An 18,388-nucleotide genomic window follows, 5' to 3' on the forward strand; every position below is an offset into this window, starting at 1 on the left:
TCATTTTATACCGACGATATCCTCAAACTCTCTCTCGTTGAAAACTGATAAGGGCGGGGGGTCGTTTTCATCTATCCCGGGCGAATATTCAAATGCTACCTGGGTAGTTTGAGCCACGCTCTTAAAGACTTCAAAAACATTTATATCGCTGGGACATGCATTTGAACACTGACCGCACCCCACACAGGCATGACTGATATGGGCCAGCCGGGTGAGATGATAAAAAACCGTATCCGTGGGCAGCTTGACAAGCCCATTTTTCTCTGCCCACTGATGATATTGAACCGGCTGATGATAAAACACGTCTGTATTAAAGACACACTCTTTGCAATAGCAGACCGGGCACATGTTCCGGCAGTTATAGCAATTGATGCACCGGTCAAAGAAAGCATTGAGTTTTGAAATACTGTCCGTCTTCTCTGTGATGTCTTCAATCATTGCCTCATTTGCTTTTGAATTCACCTCTTTTATCTGTGTCACCACCTCTTCCCGCTTTTCCGGCATGGATGTTTGCTGCATATTCAGGCTTTCCAGAATCTTTTGGCCTGCCTCACTGCCGGATTCCACCATCATACCGTTTGAAAGATCAACACCGTGCAGGAGTATATTCATATCCGTGTTGACGGGAAAAGGATTCTCACAGGTATTACAGGCACTGCTGAAATTAAATCCATTAAGGGTTTCATTCTTTTCTGAAAACACCTTTTGGATATAGGCATCATCTTCCAATGGATCTTTTTCCATATACGCGGTATAATCAGACAATGTCAGTGCTTTGGGGCAATCAATCCCTATAAGAATCAATTCCTGCCTGGATCCCTGTTTGAGCTTTATCAGTTCAATAAATGCCCGTATTTCACACGACCGTAACAATACAGCAGTTTTTCTTCCCGATTCCTTATATGAAAGCCGTGATACCATCCTCCCCGAATTAAGTGGAAAGGCCGGGCTTAACGGCACTGCATTCTCTATTTGAGCCGGATCCGTCACCAGGGACGGCATTATGGAAGATGAATCTTTTAATCGAACCGGCAAAAAAAGGGCATCAATCTCCTGCATCTCCAGAAGCCGTTTAAAAAACTGGTGCAAGCCTTTGGTCAGACTGTTATCCTCTTGCTCTATTTTTATCATCATGGCAAAGGTTTCCTTTACATCATATGGCCTTATTCAATCTTGTCTGAGAAGGCCCCATTTCAATTATTTGATCATTCAGCCGAGTCATGATCTCGGCAAATTCAATGCCGTCGCTGGCACCGATCCAGGTCAACCGCAATCGATCCTTTTCAATTCCAAACCGGGGAAGGATTTCCTTTAACAGCTTAATTCTGCGCCTTGCCTTATAGTTTCCATTAATATAGTGGCAGTCTCCCGGATGGCATCCACTGATTAAAACACCATCCGCTCCTTCAAGAAATGCCTTGATCACATATTGGGGATCCACCATCCCCGTGCACATGACCCGGATCAGGCGGATATTCGTGGGATAGGACAATCTTGACGTCCCTGCAAGATCCGCAGCCGTATATGTGCACCAATTGCAAACAAAAGCCACGATGACCGGTTCAAACGTTCCCATATTATTCTCCTTAAAATATTCCGCTGATTTCAGCAAAAATCTGTTTCTTGGTAAAATGTCTGCTTTGTGCAGCACCGCTAGGGCAAATCCCGGAACAGCTCCCACATCCTTTGCAAATGGCTTCATTGACGACAGACACCTGCCTTCTTTCATCAAATTCGATGGCTGTATACGGACAAAGAGTGATACAGGTTTTACAACCAATACAGACATCAGGGTCTATCCATGAAATGGTGGGAGCGATATCAACTCTGCCTTTTGTAGCAAGTGCCAAGGCTTTTACTGCGGCTCCCGAAGCCTGTGACACTGTATCCGGGATATCCATGGGCTTCTGGCAGCACCCGCAAAGAAACACACCTTCGGTGGCCGTATTCAAGGGTCCAAGTTTTGGATGCTCTTCAAGAAAAAATCCATCTGCCCCCTGGTTGACACCAAACACCCTTCCCACATCTCCGGCATCTTCTCTTGCCTGAATGGCTGTACAGAGAATCACCATGTCCACGGGTACCCGAACCAGTTGCCCCAAAAGAGTATCTTCTGCAATGGCAATCAGCTTGCCTTGTTCAGAGGGGTCCTGTGCCCTGTCTGTGATCTGGGCCACTTTTCCCCGGATAAAAATCGTTCCCTCTTCCTGGCACCGTTGATAAAACTCTTCATACCCTTCACCAAAGCACCGCATATCAATATAAAAATCATAAACTTTTGTGTCATGTCCCACTTTTTCCTTGATAAGATGCGTGTATTTCAAGGCATACATGCAGCAGACCCTTGAGCAGTATTCGTGATAATTTACATCCCTGGACCCGATACAATGGACAATGGCCACACTTTCAGGTTCTCTTGTAAATTCATTATTTGTGTTCCGCATTAAAATTTTACCGCCGGTGGGACCTGTGGCATTGCTTAAGCGCTCAAATTCCAGAGCAGAGAACACATTGGCAAACCTGCCAAACCCAAATTGTTTTAAGGGTGAAGGCTCTAAAGTGTCATACCCCGTTGCAAGAATAATGCTGCCTGAATCTATCTGTATGGTCTCTTCTTTCATAAAATGATCAATGGCCTTTGCCTCACATACATTGATACATTCCATGCATTCACAACAGGTCGCACAATTCAAACACCTCTGGGCTTCCTTTACGGCCTGCTCTTCTGTAAGAGTTGCTTCAACTTCTTCAAAGGAGTAAACCCTTTTTTCAGGATCGACATATTGGACACTGGCCCTTTCTTCAACCAATGTGTTTAAGGGAATATCTGCATAATCTTCACCATTTACGCCCTGATTTATCTCATTATCATGGTCATCCTGATCCGTTTCGACCTTGTTTATAAAATTGTCAATTCCAATGGCTGCTTTTCTTCCCTGGGCAATGGCTTCGATGACAGTAGCGGGTCCTGTTACCATATCTCCACCGGCAAACACATTATCAAGGGATGTTTGCAGGGTGCTCGAATGGACCTTTATCCGATTATATTTTGTGATCTCAAGCCCGGGCATTGAATCCGCCCAGGACAAATCTGTTTTCTGACCAATGGCCGGAATAAGGGTGTCACACTCAATGATAAACTCAGACCCCGGGATATTCACCGGTCGCCGTCGCCCGGACTCGTCCATTTCGCCCAGTTCATTTTTAATGCACTCCAACCCAACTACCCTGCCGTCCCGGCTGATAATTTTAACGGGTGCCGTCAGGGTAAGAAGGTCTATATTCTCCTCAAGTGCCCCTAAAATTTCTTCCTCATAGGCCGGCATTTCATCCCTTGTCCGCCGATAAACGATGGATATTTCACAGTCTTTGATTCTTTTTGCACACCTTGCCGCATCTATGGCAACATTACCGCCGCCAACGATCATCACCTTTTTACCGCAGTCTGTCTTTTGCCCCAGGTTTACATCCCGTAAAAACGAAATAGCGTCAATAACACCCTTAGTTGAGTCTTCGCCTTCCAGCCCAAGTGAGAGAGATTCATGGGCACCGGAACTTAAAAAAACGGCACAAAATCCATCCTTTGTCAGGCTTTCAAATGTGATATCAGATCCAAAAGCGGTGTCGGTCATAAGATCAATTCCGTGGGCCAGGATATAATTAATTTCGCCATCAAGGATATCCGCAGGCAACCGGAAGTCCGGTATCCCGGTTTTCAGCATACCGCCGGGAACAGACAGTTTCTCAAAAACCGTAACCTGGTATCCTTTGAGACGCAGAAAATAAGCGGCTGTCAGTCCGGCAGGTCCTGCTCCGATCACAGCAATCTTTTCTTTAAGGTCAATTATCTCGGGGATATCTTTCGCTTCAAGATTTGCCCTGTCTGCGGCAAATCGTTTCAGCTCTTTGATGGCAATGGGTTTATCAACAAGTTTTCGTCGGCACTCGGCCTCGCACGGATGAGGACAGACCCTTCCCAAAACACCCGGGAACGGGGCTTTTTCCATAATCAATTGAGCTGCCTGATCATACTTTTTCTGACTTATCAGTTGAATATATCCCTGTACATTGATCCCGGCAGGACAGGTTAATCGACAGGGGGCGATATCTTTTTTCTCAATATTAAAGGTAATGGGGATTGCCTGGGGAAACGCCCTGCCAATAGCCTTTCTTGAAGCCATGCCCAGATCCCATGGGTTGGGGATGGAAACCGGACAAACCGTTTCGCATTCCCCGCAACCGGTGCAAAGATCTTCATTGATATAGCGTGATTTTTTCCTGACATCCAATGTGAAGTTGCCGATAAACCCTGAAACATTGGTAACCTCACTAAAGCTGAGCAGCTCAATATTCGGATCTTGTCCGACTTCCACCATTTTGGGAGTACCAATACAGGCTGCACAGTCAAGGGTGGGAAAAGTTTTGTCAAATTGAAGCATATGGCCGCCGATTGTGCTGTCTTTTTCAATCAGATATGCCTTATGACCTGAGCTGCCAATATCAATGGCCGCCTGCATACCGGCAATGCCGCCGCCAATAATCACAACATCCGGATTGACATTAGATGTTTTTGTTTCAAGATGATGATGGAACTTCACGCGTTGAATGGCAGCCGTCACCAGGCGCTTTGCTTTTTGAGTGGCAAGGTCTCTATCTTTGGTGACCCAGGATACCTGTTCTCTCACCGAAGACATCTGAAAATAGTAAGGATTGAGCCCTGCCCGCCTACAGGTTTCCATAAATGTTTTTCCGTGAAGTCTTGGGGAACAAGACGCCACCACTACACGGTTTAGTCCCAGTTCCCGGATATCTTTTTCAATCATGGCCTGGCCGGGTTCCGAACACATAAATTTATAATCCCTTGATATCTCAATATCTTCCAGGGTTTTAACATAGTCCCTGACAGCTGCGACATCCACCTTGCTTGCAATATTCAACCCGCAGTGGCAAACATAAAACCCAATCCTGCAGGGTTGAGATCTCAAACGGACAATCTTTCCGGATTCCAGTTTTCCAGGTCCCAAGTTTTCAGGCTCCAACTTTTCAGGTCCCAAGTTTTCAGACATGGATACCTCCAATTTGATTTATATTATTTTTAATCCTAATTTTCTTTAAAACTCCTTTTTCTCCGGGGGAAGTTTAATGATGAATTCAGAACCAAAATCCAAACTACTTTCCACAACAATGGTCCCTTTATGTTTTTCAACAATCCCATAGGCTGATGACAGTCCCAGTCCTACCCCGTACCCTTCATTTTTTGTTGTAAAAAAAGGCTCAAAAATAAAATTTAAGTCCTCTTTTGAAATGCCCTTTCCATTGTCTTTTATAGAAATAGAAACAAGTTTTTCTTCCGGGTTAAAGCTTGTCTTGATCTCCAGGTCCCCGCCATTTTCCATGGCATCAATGGCATTAAAAATCAGGTTAATAATACATTGTTCAAGCTGATTGAAATCTCCAAAAACACGGGGAACATCAGGATTGCATCTGACTTTTAAGACAATATTGCTCAACTCAAGCTTATGGTTGCACAACAACAGGCTGTGTTGAATCAGATCGGTGACATCAATGCTTTTTTGTTCCAGGTTTGTTTTCCTTGAAAATTTCAACAGGCCGGACACAAGATCAGAACATCTCTGGGTCTCAGATTCTATGATTTCCAGGTAGGAATTGAACTTATTGAACCGATCCTGTCTCTGGTCCGGTGTCAGTTCCGATTTCAGATTATTGCCTTTTCCACTAATACGGATCATGAGCCTGATGTAGTTCAGAATTCCGGACAATGGGTTGTTGATTTCATGAACCATGCTTGCAGCAAGCCGGCCCAAAGATACCATTTTTTCCCGGTGAAGCAGTTTCGCCTGATTCGACACTTCCTGCTCCATGGTTCTAAGATCCCTTTCAAGAAGGGTGGTGTAATCAGATAATTGTTTTTTATCAACATACCGCTGCCTGGCCCGTTTTAATGCCATGTGCAGAGCGGCATCATCAATGGGTTTAGAAATAAAATCTGATGCATCATATTGCAAGGCTTTGACAGCCTTTTTAATATCACCAAACCCTGTGGTAACAATGACTTCTATTTCAGGTTTTATCTTTTTTATTTTTTCAAGAACTTCAAGGCCGTTCATACCCGGCATTTTAATATCAGTGATGATAATATGGGGTTCTTCTCTTGTGGCAAGCATGATGCCTGTATGCCCATCCGGAGCACAGATGACTGAATATCCGGCATCTTTCAAGGTGATAGACATGATGTCCCGAATATCTTCGTCATCATCTATCAGAAGTATTTTCCAGTTTACGGGCAGGGCCATAAAAACTCCTCTCTGTGTTGTTTGACTTAAGAGCAAACAACATGCCAGAAGGATGTAAATCAGGCTTTCATAATAGATCCCTTTATTTATAGGGGGTTAAGAATCACCTGAGCTAGGTGGGGAAAAATGATGTTGGACTAAAAGAGCAAAACTGCGACCCTATAATGATGCGATATTGCAATTGTAGTCAAAAGCCCTCTTCACTGCACCCCGGCATTAAAAAGGTCGGGACAAGAGGATTGCCTTTGGCATATAATTCAAGAATCTCGTTAACATTACCGCCGATAAAGGGGATTAACTGAATGGTCCTTGCCTCAATCAAAGTTGAATAGGTTTGAGAAATGGCGCCGCAGATAAGAACCTCAATGCCCAGAAGACTTAGTTCCTCTGCAAAGCGAGCCTCTAATTCCGGGTCAAAGGATTTATAGGATATATTCTTTATTTTTTCATTTTTAATGTCTGCGATTAAAAGTGTGTGTGCAGAATCAAAAACAGGGGAAATTCTCTCATCCCAGACAGTGAGTGCAATTTTCATCCTAAATGTTCCTCACAATTTTAGAATTCTATCTTGAATTTTAAAATTTTCAACCTCCCATACCTCTGCCAGAACCCATACCGCGTCCAGAGCCCTGCCCCCTTCCCTTTCCCCGGCCGGCGCCTCCCATGCATCTTCCCCGGCCTTGTGATCCATTGTTGCCTTGATCAGTTGTATCTGCCATCCCTGCCTTTTCATTAACAGTCGGATTAACAGAAGGTGTCAATTCACCATTTTTGAACTTTCCCACAGCATCCTTGATTAATCCTGCCTGTCCTGTGACAACCTGAATTTTGCATTCAGAAAACACATTCATGGCATTGGGACCGCAATTACCGGTCAAAACAGCCTTAACATCCTTTGAATGAATAAAGTTTGCAGCCTGGATACCCGCGCCGCCTCCCATGGACTTGTATTCATTCTCAAACACCTCAAAACTCATGTCGTCTGTCTCAATAATCATAAAATAAGCACATCTGCCAAATCGCGGGTCAATCTGGGAATTCATATCTTTCCCTGTTGAACTTATACCAATTTTCATATAAAGCACTCCTCTATGTAAGTATAATAAAATCGGAGGTTATTGATTTATATCCCCTTTTTTAATTTGACTACGACGAATCATAACCGCAAGGAGCATGCCAACTTCAATTATAATTTTCAGTAAAAAAATAAAATAATAATTATAGATAGTTAGAAAGGGCGCCATATAGAATATTTTTTTTAACGGAGTTATAAAATTGCAGAACTGCAACGGTATAGAGACTCAAAATTGCAGTATATCAGACAGACTTCATCTTTTAAATCGCCCGTCGATTTTAGGAAGCTTTATCCCGAGTTTATTAATTTTTCGAAACAATGTGCTTTTGTCTATACCAAGATCTTTGGCAGTGGCTTTGCGGTCATAATTATTTTTTCTCAAAAACGCCTTGATGACCTTAATTTCTGCGGCTTTCAATGGAAACTGCGAAGCATTATCTTCTATTTCTATCATGGATTGCCGTGTAAGCGTGGAAGGCAGATGCTCCTTTGTGATATCCCCTTTGGAACACAGCACAAACGCATGTTCGATAATATTTTCAAGCTCCCTTATATTTCCCGGGTAATCATGTGCCATCAAGATCCCAAGGGCTGTTTTGTCTATTCCGCTCACAGATTTCCCCCGTATTTTATTCAGGCTGGCAATAAAATGATCTACAAGAAGAGGGATATCCTCCATTTTTTGCCGAAGCGGAGGCAATTTTAATTGCACAACATTAATGCGGTAAAAAAGATCCTGCCTGAATGTATTCGCATCAACCATTTTAGACAAATTTTTATTTGTGGCGGCAATGACCCTTATATCTGATTTTTCCTTTTTAACAGCTCCAAGGGGCAAAAATGCCTTCTCCTCCAAAATCCGAAGAAGCTTTACCTGAAACGAAGGACTCGTATCTCCAATTTCATCCAAAAGAATAGTCCCTTTATGTGCAGTGGCAAATAATCCCGGCTTATTTTTAGTTGCATGGGTAAAAGCACCTGCTTTATACCCGAACAATTCCGATTCCAGAAGCGTATCAGGAAGTGCCCCGCAATTAATCGCGACAAAGGGGTTATCCTTTCTTGGACTCAAATCATGAATCGCCTTTGCTATCAATTCTTTACCCGTACCGGTTTCCCCTCTGATCAGTACGGTGCTGTCACTTTGGGAGACTTTTGGCAGGATTTTAAAGATATTTCTCATTGCCTGGCTGCGGCTGATCATATCTCCCATTTGAAAACTGTCATAGAGTTTTTTTCGCAATTCCTCCACAAGGCTGTGATCCCTGAAGGTCTCAACCCCACCAATAATATTGCCATTTTTATCTTTTAACAAAGATGTGAAAACGGTTGTGGGAATCCGTTTTTTCCTGCTGTTAATAATATAAGTGGAACTGCTGAAAAATGATTTACCTTCCTGCATGGTTTTTTTTAATGCACATTCGTCCTGGCACATATTTGATCGAAACACATTCCAGCAATGCCTGCCGATTGCATCTTTGCGTGATATGCCGGTAATTTTTTCAGCCGCATGGTTAAAAGACATGATCTTCCACTCATGATCAACCGTAAAAACACCGTCAGATATGCTTTCAAGAATGATTTCAGTCGTATTCTGGGTGAATGTATCCAATGGCGTCCTTTTTTTCACTGGTATCTTTTAAAACTGTTGTTTGGACAAATCGGGCTTGGTTATCAAATCAAGTTTGTTTGCTTTATAAAGGGTAATAATATCTTTTACTTTCATTTCCTTGTCAACTTTAAATATGTCAACATAATGATTTTTTAGCAAGTGAAATGAAATCTCGCCAATACTTAAAACAAATAGCAGATGAATCGGATACCCGATCAGTAATTTTGCAACATTGAGTCCGATATGTCCTCGTTTATCGAGAAACTCATTCCCCAGGCATGAATCAATATCGATCCTGCCATTGCCAAGATTCAATATAATAAAATAGGGGGCCCTGCCAAAATGCTGGTGGACTCTGGATTCAAGACCATTTTTATCCTGAACGGGTATCGCGGCGATTTCAACAATCTCTTTTTCCGGTTCAACATGAATAAAAACAGATTCAATGTTTTCATATTCCGTTAACAGCATATTTTCTGCAATATCTGCCAACTCATGGGATTTGTACAATATCAGGGACGGGATTGTTTTAATAATGCAATTGACTATTTTGAAAGGCCCGGAACGTCGTATTTTGACTCCGGTAACACCCTTAACTCCATTTATCCGATTTAGTTTTTCCTCAATTGATAGCCTTAAATCCGTATCCATGTCTGCGTCCATCAAAATCATGATGGATTTCCAGGTGGTCTCAATCCCAAGCTTTAAGATCAACGCTGCGATCAAAAGAATAATAGCTCCTTCCACATATGGGACCTGCGCATATACACAGACAATGCCGACTAACACAAACAATGATGTAAATATATCAAAAAAAGCTTCTTTGGCAGTCGCCAAAAGGGCCTGGGAACCGATAGCCTTTCCAATAGCCCGCTGTTTTATGGCAATAAAAGATGCAACAGCACATGAAACAATTGAAGCACCGATAGGGAATGCGGGGAAAACACTCTGAGAATCCATCAAAAACAACTTGTGCCAGCCATCCTTAAACATATCAAGCCCGATAAAGGCAATCAGCGCTCCAATCAAGAGGCAGGCAATAGTTTCCGCCCGGTAAAGCCCGTATGGAAAACGGTTTGATTTTTTCTTTGACGCAAGTTTGAGACCGATAAGTGACGAAAGGTTAATTAAAATATCAGCGCCGCTATGCCAGGCATCAGCAATCAAAAGTGGAGAGTTGAATGTATAGCCGACAAATGCTTTCAGCAAAGCCAGAGCAAATATTAACAGCGTTGATAAGAGAGCAATCCGCTGCCCCTTCTCCAGTTGTTCTCTTTTGTCGATAGGTCTCGTTCCTTCCATTTTATCAAAACAATTTTGATCCAATTATACCCATACGGACAGTATAAATATTAGTAGGATTATAACAGGTTTTCCTGTCTCAGTTGATGGATAATTTCAATTTTTCAATTTATGTTGCAATCCATGTGCCATGAAAATAAAACCCAAACAAATATGAACACGATATTTACAAATCTACTTTAATTATCTTTCTGAAACTTAAGAAAAAATGGAATAATAGTACCTGAAAGAATTAATCCGCCTGCTATAATAAAGCCAGTTGAGAAAAAACCTTTTTCTCCTAAAAGACCGATTATATTTGGAACAACTCCCCCACCTACCAGGAAGGCAATGGGTATTGTAAAAGAGACGGCGATATTGCGAATTTCTTTAGACCCGATATGCGACAACGCTGCAAATGCAGGAGGGAAAAAACAGACGGCAAAGACTGGCTGACAAAATATAATAACTTGTATGAGGCTATCTGTTACCACACCGATTAAAAGAGTTGAAATGCCTGTAAAGAACAGTACAAATGCCAGTGTCGGTTTCAGACCAAAATGATCTGACAGCCATCCGACCAATAGTGCCATGGGCAATGTTAAAATCCTGGACATAGTAATCAATTTATTGGCCTGGGACTGAAGCATGCCATGCTCGTTAACAAGATATAACGGCAGCATGGAATAAACCCCCAAGGTCCCGATCACGCCCAGGCTGAATAAAATTATCATCATCCAGAAAGAGGGAGTTGCCACAAGGGGCAAAAACGATTTCAGCATAGGGGGTTCTCCGGGAAAATCCTTTACAGTGGAAAACTTAAAAAAGGAAATGCCAAACAAAACGGAGGTTCCTCCGATAACAATAAGAACACTTCTCCATGAGAGCCACAACAGCAACCCTTCACAGATCAGCGGGGCCAGCAGAAAACTTAAGTTCGGGGCCAATTCATGGATACCGATTGCCTTTCCCCAGTTTCGGCTGCTTATTGAAGATGTCAGCATGGCTATTCCGGAAGGAAGGTACAATGCTGATGTCATGCCTACAACAAATAGCCCTATACGCATACTCAACAGACTCTGGCTTAGACCGGTAACTAAAAAAGCAATGCCTGTTGCTACTGCCGAAAAGACAATTGTTTTTTTATGCTTAATTCGTGATGAAACAAATCCTGAGCATAATAGTGAAATGAAATATCCTGATGCAGATATCAGAAAAAAAGAGCCTGCCTGATCATGGGTCAGATTCATGTCGGCTAATATGGTAGGCAGTAAAGGGGCAAGGATTATCCGGATGGTAAAATTCAAGAAAAAAATGGAAGTCAGAAAAAACAGGGGGAGAAGTTGTGATTGGATTGTGCCCCGCGGCTCTATACTATTCACCTTCAAATTCTGTGATGACAAACACTTTGCAATCTTGAATCTGATCCCTGCCTTTCAGATCCGGAAGTTCAACGACAAACGCACATTCAATAATATCAGCACCCAGTTTTTTGGCAAGTTTGACTGTCGCCCCTATTGTACCGCCGGTGGCAATCAAATCATCGACAATGATCACTTTTTCGCCTTTTTTAACAGCATCTTCATGGATTTCAAGGGTATCTTCTCCATATTCCAGACTATAGGTTTCCTGGATAGTTTTCCAGGGCAGTTTGCCCTTTTTTCTGACAGGAACAAACCCGATACCCAGTTTATAAGCCAGGACTGCACCAAAAACAAAACCTCTGGCATCAATCCCCACAATCTTGTCAATATCCATGTCTTTATATCGTTCATACAGAACATCACAAGACTCACGGAAGGCTTGCGGGTTCTGCATCAATGTGGTCAGATCTCTGAATATCACGCCTTTGATGGGCCAGTCCGGAATACTTCTAATGGTCTCTTTCAAATCCATTTCTTTTTCCTTTATTTTGTCACTCTTTATTCTTTTAATTCTTCTATTACATTTACAAGCAATTTTATTACGTTATGAGCATTCTGATCGAATACTGCCAGGATCTCCTCCCAGGTGACAGGTGCTTCATCCTCTTTCCAGCAATCATAATCTGTAGACATGGCAACAGCAGCATAAGGGATGCCGGCTTCATTGGAAAGCATGGCTTCAGGGGCAGTTGACATATTGATCACGTCAGCTCCCCAGATTTTAAACATTTTGGACTCGGCAACAGTTGAAAACCTTGGCCCTTCTATTGTGACGACGCATCCTTTGTCATGAACTCTCAAATCAAGATATTTTGCTGTTTCATAGAGTTTTTTTCTTAATCCTTCATCAAAGGGATGAGCCATGACTGGATGAACCAGGCCATTTTCAAAAGAATCTGCAAACGTATTTTTTCTGAACCGTGTAAAATCAATGAATTGGTCTAAAATGACCAGGTGTCCCCGGTCTATTTCATGTCTTAAACTGCCACAGGCGGTGGTGGCAATAATATGGGTAACCCCTGCCTGTTGAAGTGCTTTGACATTGGCACGGTTATTCACCTGGGTGGGGCTGTACTGGTGATTTCGGCCATGCCGGGCAAGGATAACAATCTCTACACCATTTATTTTCCCGGACAATAAAGGAGAAGACGGATTTCCATATTCCGTGATAATTTCAAGTTCATCTGGATCTTTCAAAATATCAGGGTCATCAAGGCCTGATCCACCGATAATACCAAGCTTCAACATTTTTTTTCTCCTGTCAGTTTTTTAGTTATAGATGCGCCTAACATAATTGGATTAACTTATCAAGAATTGGAAACAAAAACTTATTGATCCAAAATTTTCAATACCGCCTTATCCATACACTTTGCATCCAGCATTTTTGCAGCATTAGAATTTTTAAGTGAGATCTCCATGTAGGATGAAGAAGACCCAATCAAAAACAATTCACCCTCTCTGGCTTGTGAATAACTGGAAAATGCTTTTTTGATTTGGACATCATTAATTGTCAAAACAAACCATCTGTTTTTTATGAACTGTCTATACCCTTTTTCTTCAAGATTTAAAGTTATATTTCCAAACCGGTCAATATGAATGACAGTTAACTCCAGCGAAAACGCTTTTCTTTCTATTTTGGGAAACTGATATTCAACACATTTTTTCAAAGATTCCCCTAAACAGGAGATGTCTTCAAGCCCTTTTGAAATATGGGCGGCAACAGGAGCAAAAATATCTCTTCCGTGAAAAGTAGTTGAAACTGAATCAAGAAAACAGGCTTTATTTGTGAGATGAATGATTCTTTTGATCTTATTGTCACTGGCAGCTTTCCAGAGAACGCCGTTATCCGGACCGACAAAATAGTAATCACTGGTCTCTATGCAGATTCCTTTCCGGGCCGATCCAACACCGGGATCAACAATAACACAAAACACGGTTCCTTTTGGAAAGTATGAACAGGATGTGGCCAAAAAAAAAGAACCCTGCCGGATATCTTGTGGGTTCACCCCATGGGTCAGATCAATCACTTTTGATTCAGGACTGATTGAAGCAATAACGCCTTTAAGAACCCCTGCAAAAGTATCTTGTTGACCAAAATCAGTCAAAAGCACAATGGGTCTGTTTCCTGTCCTAACCAAATTTAACATCCCCCTTTGATTTGATATGGTATTTAAATCATGAATGCACTATATCAAGAACATGACAAAAGTTTAAAGTGTTTTATACCAAAGGAATTAAATAATGGCCATTGAAACAGAAAGAAAATTTCTTTTGCATTACCTTCCATCCTCTTTGCTGGTTAACGGCACCCTTATCCGCCAGGGATATATGGTAAACAAAAAAGATATGGTTGTCAGGGTTCGCCTTTCAGGAGACAGCGCCTTTCTTACTGTCAAAGGTGCCACCCGCAATGCATCCCGAAAAGAGTATGAATATCCAATTCCGCAACAGGATGCAACGGAAATGCTACGGCTTTTCTGCAAAAAACCCTTAATAGAAAAAACAAGATATCAAATTGAATTCAAAGGCTTTGAATGGGTTATCGATCAATTTTCTGGTGATAACCAGGGACTCGTTGTCGCTGAGATAGAACTGGATTCAATTGATCAGCCTTTTGAAAAACCTGACTGGATCGGAAAAGAAGTCACCCATGACCCCAGATACTTTAATTCAAACCTGATTGAAACGCCCTATTCAACCTGGTAATAAAATATTTTAACTCACCCACCTCTTTTTCCGGATCACGCTATAGAGGCTCACAAATAACAACATCATGCAAAAACTCAAATGGACAAGATCCAAAACAATAACTGCCGTGTGGCCAAAATAGATGTTGGGAAGATTTTTTATGACCATCAAACCACCCGAGACAATTAACCCGGTAAGGATCGCTATTTTAAAATAACCGGTGCCGGTAATTCTATTCAACCCGGATCTATTGAGAATAAAATCAAAAAGAATATATATGACAAGTGTGATCAGCACGATGGCCGCAATATAATGCATAATATGCGTCACATAAAACTGGGCCAGCCATCCCAAGCCAGGGAGATCCGCAATATAATACCGCTTGAAAATCGGCATCTGGCCAAAACCGGACAATGTTATAAAAAGGAGTGTAATGGCATAAATATATTTTTGCAACTTTCCTGTGGTCTTCATTATTTGTCCTCCTTTGAACTCAAGTAAAACTTTCCAAATGCGGCGGCCACTCCTGCAAGGGGTGCAATAAGCATGGCTTTAGCAAGGTTGGTCCCATCCGACATCATATTCTTGACTTTATTTAAATGGGGTTTCCCTTTTCCATTTTCAATACTCTTATTCAATTGTTCAAAAGGGACAGGAGAGACATAAATGGTATTGGTTCCGCCATTTTCGTGTTCACCGTAAATATATCCGTTCATCTCTTTGGCAAGAGCGTGGGCCTTTTTCAAAATTTCGCTTTTCGGGCCTATGGTTTGAACATCTTCAGGACAAACTTCTATACAGGCAGGCACTTCGCCCTTTTCAAGCCTGTTATAGCACCGGTCACATTTATACATAACACCGTTCCCAGCAAAGGCCGGCAGCAGGTCAAGATAAAGCCCGACACCGGTCTGTCTTTCAGGAATATCCCAGGGACAGACTTTTTTACATTTTGAACCACCAAGGCAAATATCAGAATCAATCCTTGAAAGTCCGTTGTCTTCCTGTTTTAAAGCACCCCATGGACAAAGTTTAACGCATGGTGGGTTCTCACAATGCATACAACGTCTTGGAATGGTCAATTCAATCTCCTCCCCATTGACCGTGGCAGATGCATGCTGAATGAAAAGCCAGTTATAGGGAGTCAGACGGTCTGTCACATCTCTTTTATCCGACCAGTCCTGTACAGGCACCCTGCTGGGATACATTTTTGGGAACGGTTTTTGGGGTTCAGGATATTTATCTGCATTTGCTTCCTGACATGCATAGACACACTCTTCGCACCCAATGCATTTGCTGATGTCAAGCAGCGTCACCAAAGGCTCTTTTTTTTCACTACTCAAAGACTTGGCAGCTCGAGCAATACTTGTGGTCGCAACCACAGACCCTGCAGCTGTAATAGAACCTTTTAAAAATGCCCTGCGTGAAATTTTAGAAGTGACTTTCCTGACTGTCATGATTTCTCCTATAGTGTTTTTACAAATTCATTAAAACTCATTTTTTCATAATTTGCCGTATGGATATATTCCAAAATGCGTAAAAATTGTTTTGCATCGACAAACCCCGGGATACTGCTGATCTTTGAATTGTCCGGTTTAAGAAACCATAAAGTTGGCAGCCCTCTGACTTTCCATTGTGTGGTAAGTTCTTTTTTTTTCTCAGTATCCACTAAAATACTGATAAAATTGTCTTTTAAATAATTCAAAACCGCTTCATTTCGAAATGTTGTCTTCTTAAGTTGCTGGCAATAGGTACACCAGTCTGCATGAAAATATAAAAAAATATGTTTGTTCTGACTTTTTGCCAATTCCATACCCTTCACATAACCCTGCCAGCCTATGGTTAAGGCATCGCTGGTCTGGGCAGATCCTTTCCCTGAAGTGACTTCTGCCTGCTTTCCGGATTTCGAATTATTGTAAATCATAACACCAGCAACAGCGATACAGATAATAGCAACAACAAGTATATTTTCCTTTTTCATATTCAAATCCCTTATTTGAATTCTATTTTAACAAATAATGTCAAGTCAATACAGATAGCAATGAGTGTGCCAAAGGAATCTTTTTTTAAAAAAAATTCCTTTGGCCTTTAAACAAACAACATCATGGGTTTTAAATTAATTACTCTTGTTTCAGTCATAGCCCTTACACACATTTTTTTAGCCAAAGGGGTTAACGACTTGTTAACACAGACAACCATCCGTCTTTAAACGATTGAATCGGATCACTTAAGCTGTATTCCATGTTTCTTAATGCGCTTCCACACAGTTATCCGGCTGACGCCTAAAATATTTGCCGCTCTGGTCTGATTCCCGTCAGCCTGTTGAAGTGCATTAAGAAGCGTTTCTTTTTCAGACAGTCCAACCTTGACTATATCTTTGTGTCCTACCATTTTCAGGGGTTTGGCTGCCAAAGGGTTAAAGCTTGTGATCTTTTCAGGTAGATGTTCGGAGCCAATGCTTTTTCCCCTTGCCAGGACAAAAGCATACTCAACACTGTTTCTCAATTCCCTGATATTCCCGGGCCAGAGGTATGCCACCATTAACCGCATGGCTTCCGGTGTAAATCCTAAAATATTTTTTCCTGTTTTTTCTGCATGAAGACTGATAAAGTGCTGGGTAATCAGCGTAATATCATCTTTGTGCTGCCGAAGCGGCGGACAGGTTAAGGGGAAAACATTTACCCTGAAAAAGAGATCTTCCCTGAATGCCCCCTCCTCTATCATTTTTTCAAGATTTTTATTTGTTGCTGTAATTATCCTGACATCAATGGGAATGGATTTGTTTGCGCCGACCCGCTGAATCATTTTTTCTTCCAGAACTCTGAGCAGTTTAACTTGAACAGAAAGAGGAATATCTCCGATTTCATCCAAGAAAATGGTTCCCGTATGCGCTGCTTCAAACCTTCCTATCCTGTCAGTCTCAGCTCCAGTATAGGCACCTTTTACATGGCCGAATAATTCACTTTCAAGAATGTTTTCACTCAGTGCAGCACAATTTACTTTAATAAAGGGCTTGGATGCCCTATTACCGGTTTCATGAAGTGCTTTGGCAACCATTTCCTTTCCTGTACCGCTCTCTCCCAAAATCATTACCGGTGTATCCAGTGATGCCACACTCTCTATATGTTCATAAAGGCTCTGCATCACCGGCGTTCTTCCGATAATACCGTGAAAGCCTTCGTCGATATAATACATTCTTTTTATGGATGCCAGTTCATTCTTATAATTAATATTTTCAGATATATCTTTCAGGGTCTCGACTGCACCAACAATCTCTTTTTTCTCATTAAAAAGCACGGTTGCGCTTTTAATAACCGGTATGGTTCTGTTATGACTGTTGGTAATCACACATTTTTTTTCCCTGACAAACTCTTCAGAAAAAAGGCTGCACCAATTTTTTCCTTTACCTTTTCCAATAATCTTGCACCCGGTGCAATTCAAAATCCGGCAGGATTGGCCTTTCAGTTCTCCTTCGGTGTAACCTGTGATCAACTGGGCCATTTGATTGGCTGCAATAAAAATTCCCTTCTCATCAACGATGATAATACCATCCTGGACAGAATCAATAATATGCCGCCATTGTTTTCCAATTTCCATATTGCCTCCGAAAAAATTAACACTGTTAATCAATAGGTTAACATATCATTAACACACTTGCAATAGAAATAGTTAAAAACCGATAGTACGAGAAAACTATATATTCATGAATATCTTTTAAATTTAATTAGTTATAACAATAATTGTTGGATTTTTTTACAATGGCACACTCATTGCCTATGTTGATTAATACAAGAATATATATGAATGATGATGTTCATTAACATAATTTAACACTGTAACTTTAAGGGGAACAAATGAAATCAAACAAAGTAAAAATCTTTATTCTGGCCTTGGTAGCAAACCTGGTACTGTTGACAGGATGTACGGCAACCAAAACAGTAAAAACCGCTGCAACTCCAGTCGAAGACACCTCATGGATGTTTCATGACATCGTGGA

General features: G+C 41.6%; 17 protein-coding genes. 1 reads left to right on the forward strand and 16 read right to left on the reverse strand.

The window, feature by feature from the left end:
- The 12 genes from QAI40_RS08490 to QAI40_RS08545 form a co-directional block, all read right to left on the reverse strand.
- Positions 1 to 1,134, reverse strand: coding sequence for a 4Fe-4S dicluster domain-containing protein (locus tag QAI40_RS08490; RefSeq protein ID WP_299978646.1), 1,134 nt, complete (start codon positions 1,132 to 1,134; stop codon positions 1 to 3).
- A gap of 19 nt (positions 1,135 to 1,153) precedes the next feature.
- On the reverse strand, positions 1,154 to 1,576 hold the full coding sequence (locus QAI40_RS08495) for a hydrogenase iron-sulfur subunit (RefSeq protein WP_299978649.1): 423 nt from the start codon (positions 1,574 to 1,576) through the stop codon (positions 1,154 to 1,156).
- A 10-nt stretch (positions 1,577 to 1,586) separates the two neighbouring features.
- Entirely contained in the window at positions 1,587 to 5,066 is a 3,480-nt protein-coding gene (locus tag QAI40_RS08500; protein ID WP_299978652.1) for an FAD-dependent oxidoreductase, read from the reverse strand.
- 45 nt (positions 5,067 to 5,111) lie between these two features.
- Positions 5,112 to 6,314 (reverse strand): hybrid sensor histidine kinase/response regulator, encoded by a 1,203-nt coding sequence (locus QAI40_RS08505; RefSeq protein ID WP_299978655.1) that lies wholly within the window; start codon positions 6,312 to 6,314, stop codon positions 5,112 to 5,114.
- A gap of 187 nt (positions 6,315 to 6,501) precedes the next feature.
- The gene (locus QAI40_RS08510; protein ID WP_299978658.1) at positions 6,502 to 6,849 is read right to left on the reverse strand and encodes a NifB/NifX family molybdenum-iron cluster-binding protein; all 348 of its coding nucleotides are present in this window, start codon (positions 6,847 to 6,849) and stop codon (positions 6,502 to 6,504) included.
- A gap of 49 nt (positions 6,850 to 6,898) precedes the next feature.
- Positions 6,899 to 7,390 (reverse strand): NifB/NifX family molybdenum-iron cluster-binding protein, encoded by a 492-nt coding sequence (locus QAI40_RS08515; RefSeq protein ID WP_299978661.1) that lies wholly within the window; start codon positions 7,388 to 7,390, stop codon positions 6,899 to 6,901.
- Between the two features lie 252 nt (positions 7,391 to 7,642).
- Entirely contained in the window at positions 7,643 to 9,001 is a 1,359-nt protein-coding gene (locus QAI40_RS08520; protein WP_304511554.1) for a sigma-54 interaction domain-containing protein, read from the reverse strand.
- A 27-nt stretch (positions 9,002 to 9,028) separates the two neighbouring features.
- Positions 9,029 to 10,303, reverse strand: a complete 1,275-nt coding sequence (locus QAI40_RS08525) for a cation diffusion facilitator family transporter (RefSeq protein ID WP_299978667.1) — start codon at positions 10,301 to 10,303, stop codon at positions 9,029 to 9,031.
- A 179-nt stretch (positions 10,304 to 10,482) separates the two neighbouring features.
- Positions 10,483 to 11,664 carry an MFS transporter gene (locus QAI40_RS08530; protein ID WP_299978670.1) on the reverse strand — a complete coding sequence of 394 codons (1,182 nt, stop codon included), beginning with the start codon at positions 11,662 to 11,664 and terminating at the stop codon, positions 10,483 to 10,485.
- Positions 11,657 to 12,178: an adenine phosphoribosyltransferase gene (locus tag QAI40_RS08535; protein WP_299978673.1), complete on the reverse strand. Its 522-nt coding sequence runs from the start codon at positions 12,176 to 12,178 to the stop codon at positions 11,657 to 11,659. The genes QAI40_RS08530 and QAI40_RS08535 overlap by 8 nt, the downstream gene beginning before the upstream one ends.
- Positions 12,179 to 12,204: 26 nt before the next feature.
- Positions 12,205 to 12,954 (reverse strand): S-methyl-5'-thioadenosine phosphorylase, encoded by a 750-nt coding sequence (gene mtnP, locus QAI40_RS08540; protein ID WP_299978676.1) that lies wholly within the window; start codon positions 12,952 to 12,954, stop codon positions 12,205 to 12,207.
- An 80-nt stretch (positions 12,955 to 13,034) separates the two neighbouring features.
- Positions 13,035 to 13,853, reverse strand: a complete 819-nt coding sequence (locus QAI40_RS08545; RefSeq protein WP_304511555.1) for an SAM hydrolase/SAM-dependent halogenase family protein — start codon at positions 13,851 to 13,853, stop codon at positions 13,035 to 13,037.
- 94 nt (positions 13,854 to 13,947) lie between these two features.
- Between QAI40_RS08545 and QAI40_RS08550 the strand changes: the two genes are divergently transcribed.
- Positions 13,948 to 14,412 carry a CYTH domain-containing protein gene (locus tag QAI40_RS08550; RefSeq protein WP_299978685.1) on the forward strand — a complete coding sequence of 155 codons (465 nt, stop codon included), beginning with the start codon at positions 13,948 to 13,950 and terminating at the stop codon, positions 14,410 to 14,412.
- Between the two features lie 9 nt (positions 14,413 to 14,421).
- On the opposite strand, the gene QAI40_RS08555 is transcribed toward QAI40_RS08550, so the two are convergent.
- The 4 genes from QAI40_RS08555 to QAI40_RS08570 form a co-directional block, all read right to left on the reverse strand.
- Entirely contained in the window at positions 14,422 to 14,868 is a 447-nt protein-coding gene (locus QAI40_RS08555; protein WP_299978688.1) for a hypothetical protein, read from the reverse strand.
- Positions 14,868 to 15,848 (reverse strand): 4Fe-4S dicluster domain-containing protein, encoded by a 981-nt coding sequence (locus QAI40_RS08560; protein WP_299978691.1) that lies wholly within the window; start codon positions 15,846 to 15,848, stop codon positions 14,868 to 14,870. The genes QAI40_RS08555 and QAI40_RS08560 overlap by 1 nt, the downstream gene beginning before the upstream one ends.
- 8 nt (positions 15,849 to 15,856) lie before the next feature.
- Positions 15,857 to 16,372: a thioredoxin family protein gene (locus QAI40_RS08565; RefSeq protein WP_299978694.1), complete on the reverse strand. Its 516-nt coding sequence runs from the start codon at positions 16,370 to 16,372 to the stop codon at positions 15,857 to 15,859.
- 242 nt (positions 16,373 to 16,614) lie between these two features.
- Positions 16,615 to 17,988: a sigma-54 interaction domain-containing protein gene (locus QAI40_RS08570; RefSeq protein WP_299978697.1), complete on the reverse strand. Its 1,374-nt coding sequence runs from the start codon at positions 17,986 to 17,988 to the stop codon at positions 16,615 to 16,617.
- Positions 17,989 to 18,388 lie beyond the last annotated feature (400 nt).

It is taken from the genome of Desulfobacula sp. (assembly GCF_030611305.1).
GTDB lineage: Bacteria > Desulfobacterota > Desulfobacteria > Desulfobacterales > Desulfobacteraceae > Desulfobacula.

Excerpts from the sequence above, each read along its gene's own strand:
- QAI40_RS08490 (WP_299978646.1), bottom strand. The coding sequence starts at position 1,134 with ATGATGATAAAAATAGAGCAAGAGGATAACAGTCTGACCAAAGGCTTG.
- QAI40_RS08495 (WP_299978649.1), bottom strand. The coding sequence starts at position 1,576 with ATGGGAACGTTTGAACCGGTCATCGTGGCTTTTGTTTGCAATTGGTGC.
- QAI40_RS08500 (WP_299978652.1), bottom strand. The coding sequence starts at position 5,066 with ATGTCTGAAAACTTGGGACCTGAAAAGTTGGAGCCTGAAAACTTGGGA.
- QAI40_RS08505 (WP_299978655.1), bottom strand. The coding sequence starts at position 6,314 with ATGGCCCTGCCCGTAAACTGGAAAATACTTCTGATAGATGATGACGAA.
- QAI40_RS08510 (WP_299978658.1), bottom strand. The coding sequence starts at position 6,849 with ATGAAAATTGCACTCACTGTCTGGGATGAGAGAATTTCCCCTGTTTTT.
- QAI40_RS08515 (WP_299978661.1), bottom strand. The coding sequence starts at position 7,390 with ATGAAAATTGGTATAAGTTCAACAGGGAAAGATATGAATTCCCAGATT.
- QAI40_RS08525 (WP_299978667.1), bottom strand. The coding sequence starts at position 10,303 with ATGGAAGGAACGAGACCTATCGACAAAAGAGAACAACTGGAGAAGGGG.
- QAI40_RS08535 (WP_299978673.1), bottom strand. The coding sequence starts at position 12,178 with ATGGATTTGAAAGAGACCATTAGAAGTATTCCGGACTGGCCCATCAAA.
- mtnP (WP_299978676.1), bottom strand. The coding sequence starts at position 12,954 with ATGTTGAAGCTTGGTATTATCGGTGGATCAGGCCTTGATGACCCTGAT.
- QAI40_RS08545 (WP_304511555.1), bottom strand. The coding sequence starts at position 13,853 with ATGTTAAATTTGGTTAGGACAGGAAACAGACCCATTGTGCTTTTGACT.
- QAI40_RS08550 (WP_299978685.1), top strand. The coding sequence starts at position 13,948 with ATGGCCATTGAAACAGAAAGAAAATTTCTTTTGCATTACCTTCCATCC.
- QAI40_RS08555 (WP_299978688.1), bottom strand. The coding sequence starts at position 14,868 with ATGAAGACCACAGGAAAGTTGCAAAAATATATTTATGCCATTACACTC.
- QAI40_RS08560 (WP_299978691.1), bottom strand. The coding sequence starts at position 15,848 with ATGACAGTCAGGAAAGTCACTTCTAAAATTTCACGCAGGGCATTTTTA.
- QAI40_RS08565 (WP_299978694.1), bottom strand. The coding sequence starts at position 16,372 with ATGAAAAAGGAAAATATACTTGTTGTTGCTATTATCTGTATCGCTGTT.
- QAI40_RS08570 (WP_299978697.1), bottom strand. The coding sequence starts at position 17,988 with ATGGAAATTGGAAAACAATGGCGGCATATTATTGATTCTGTCCAGGAT.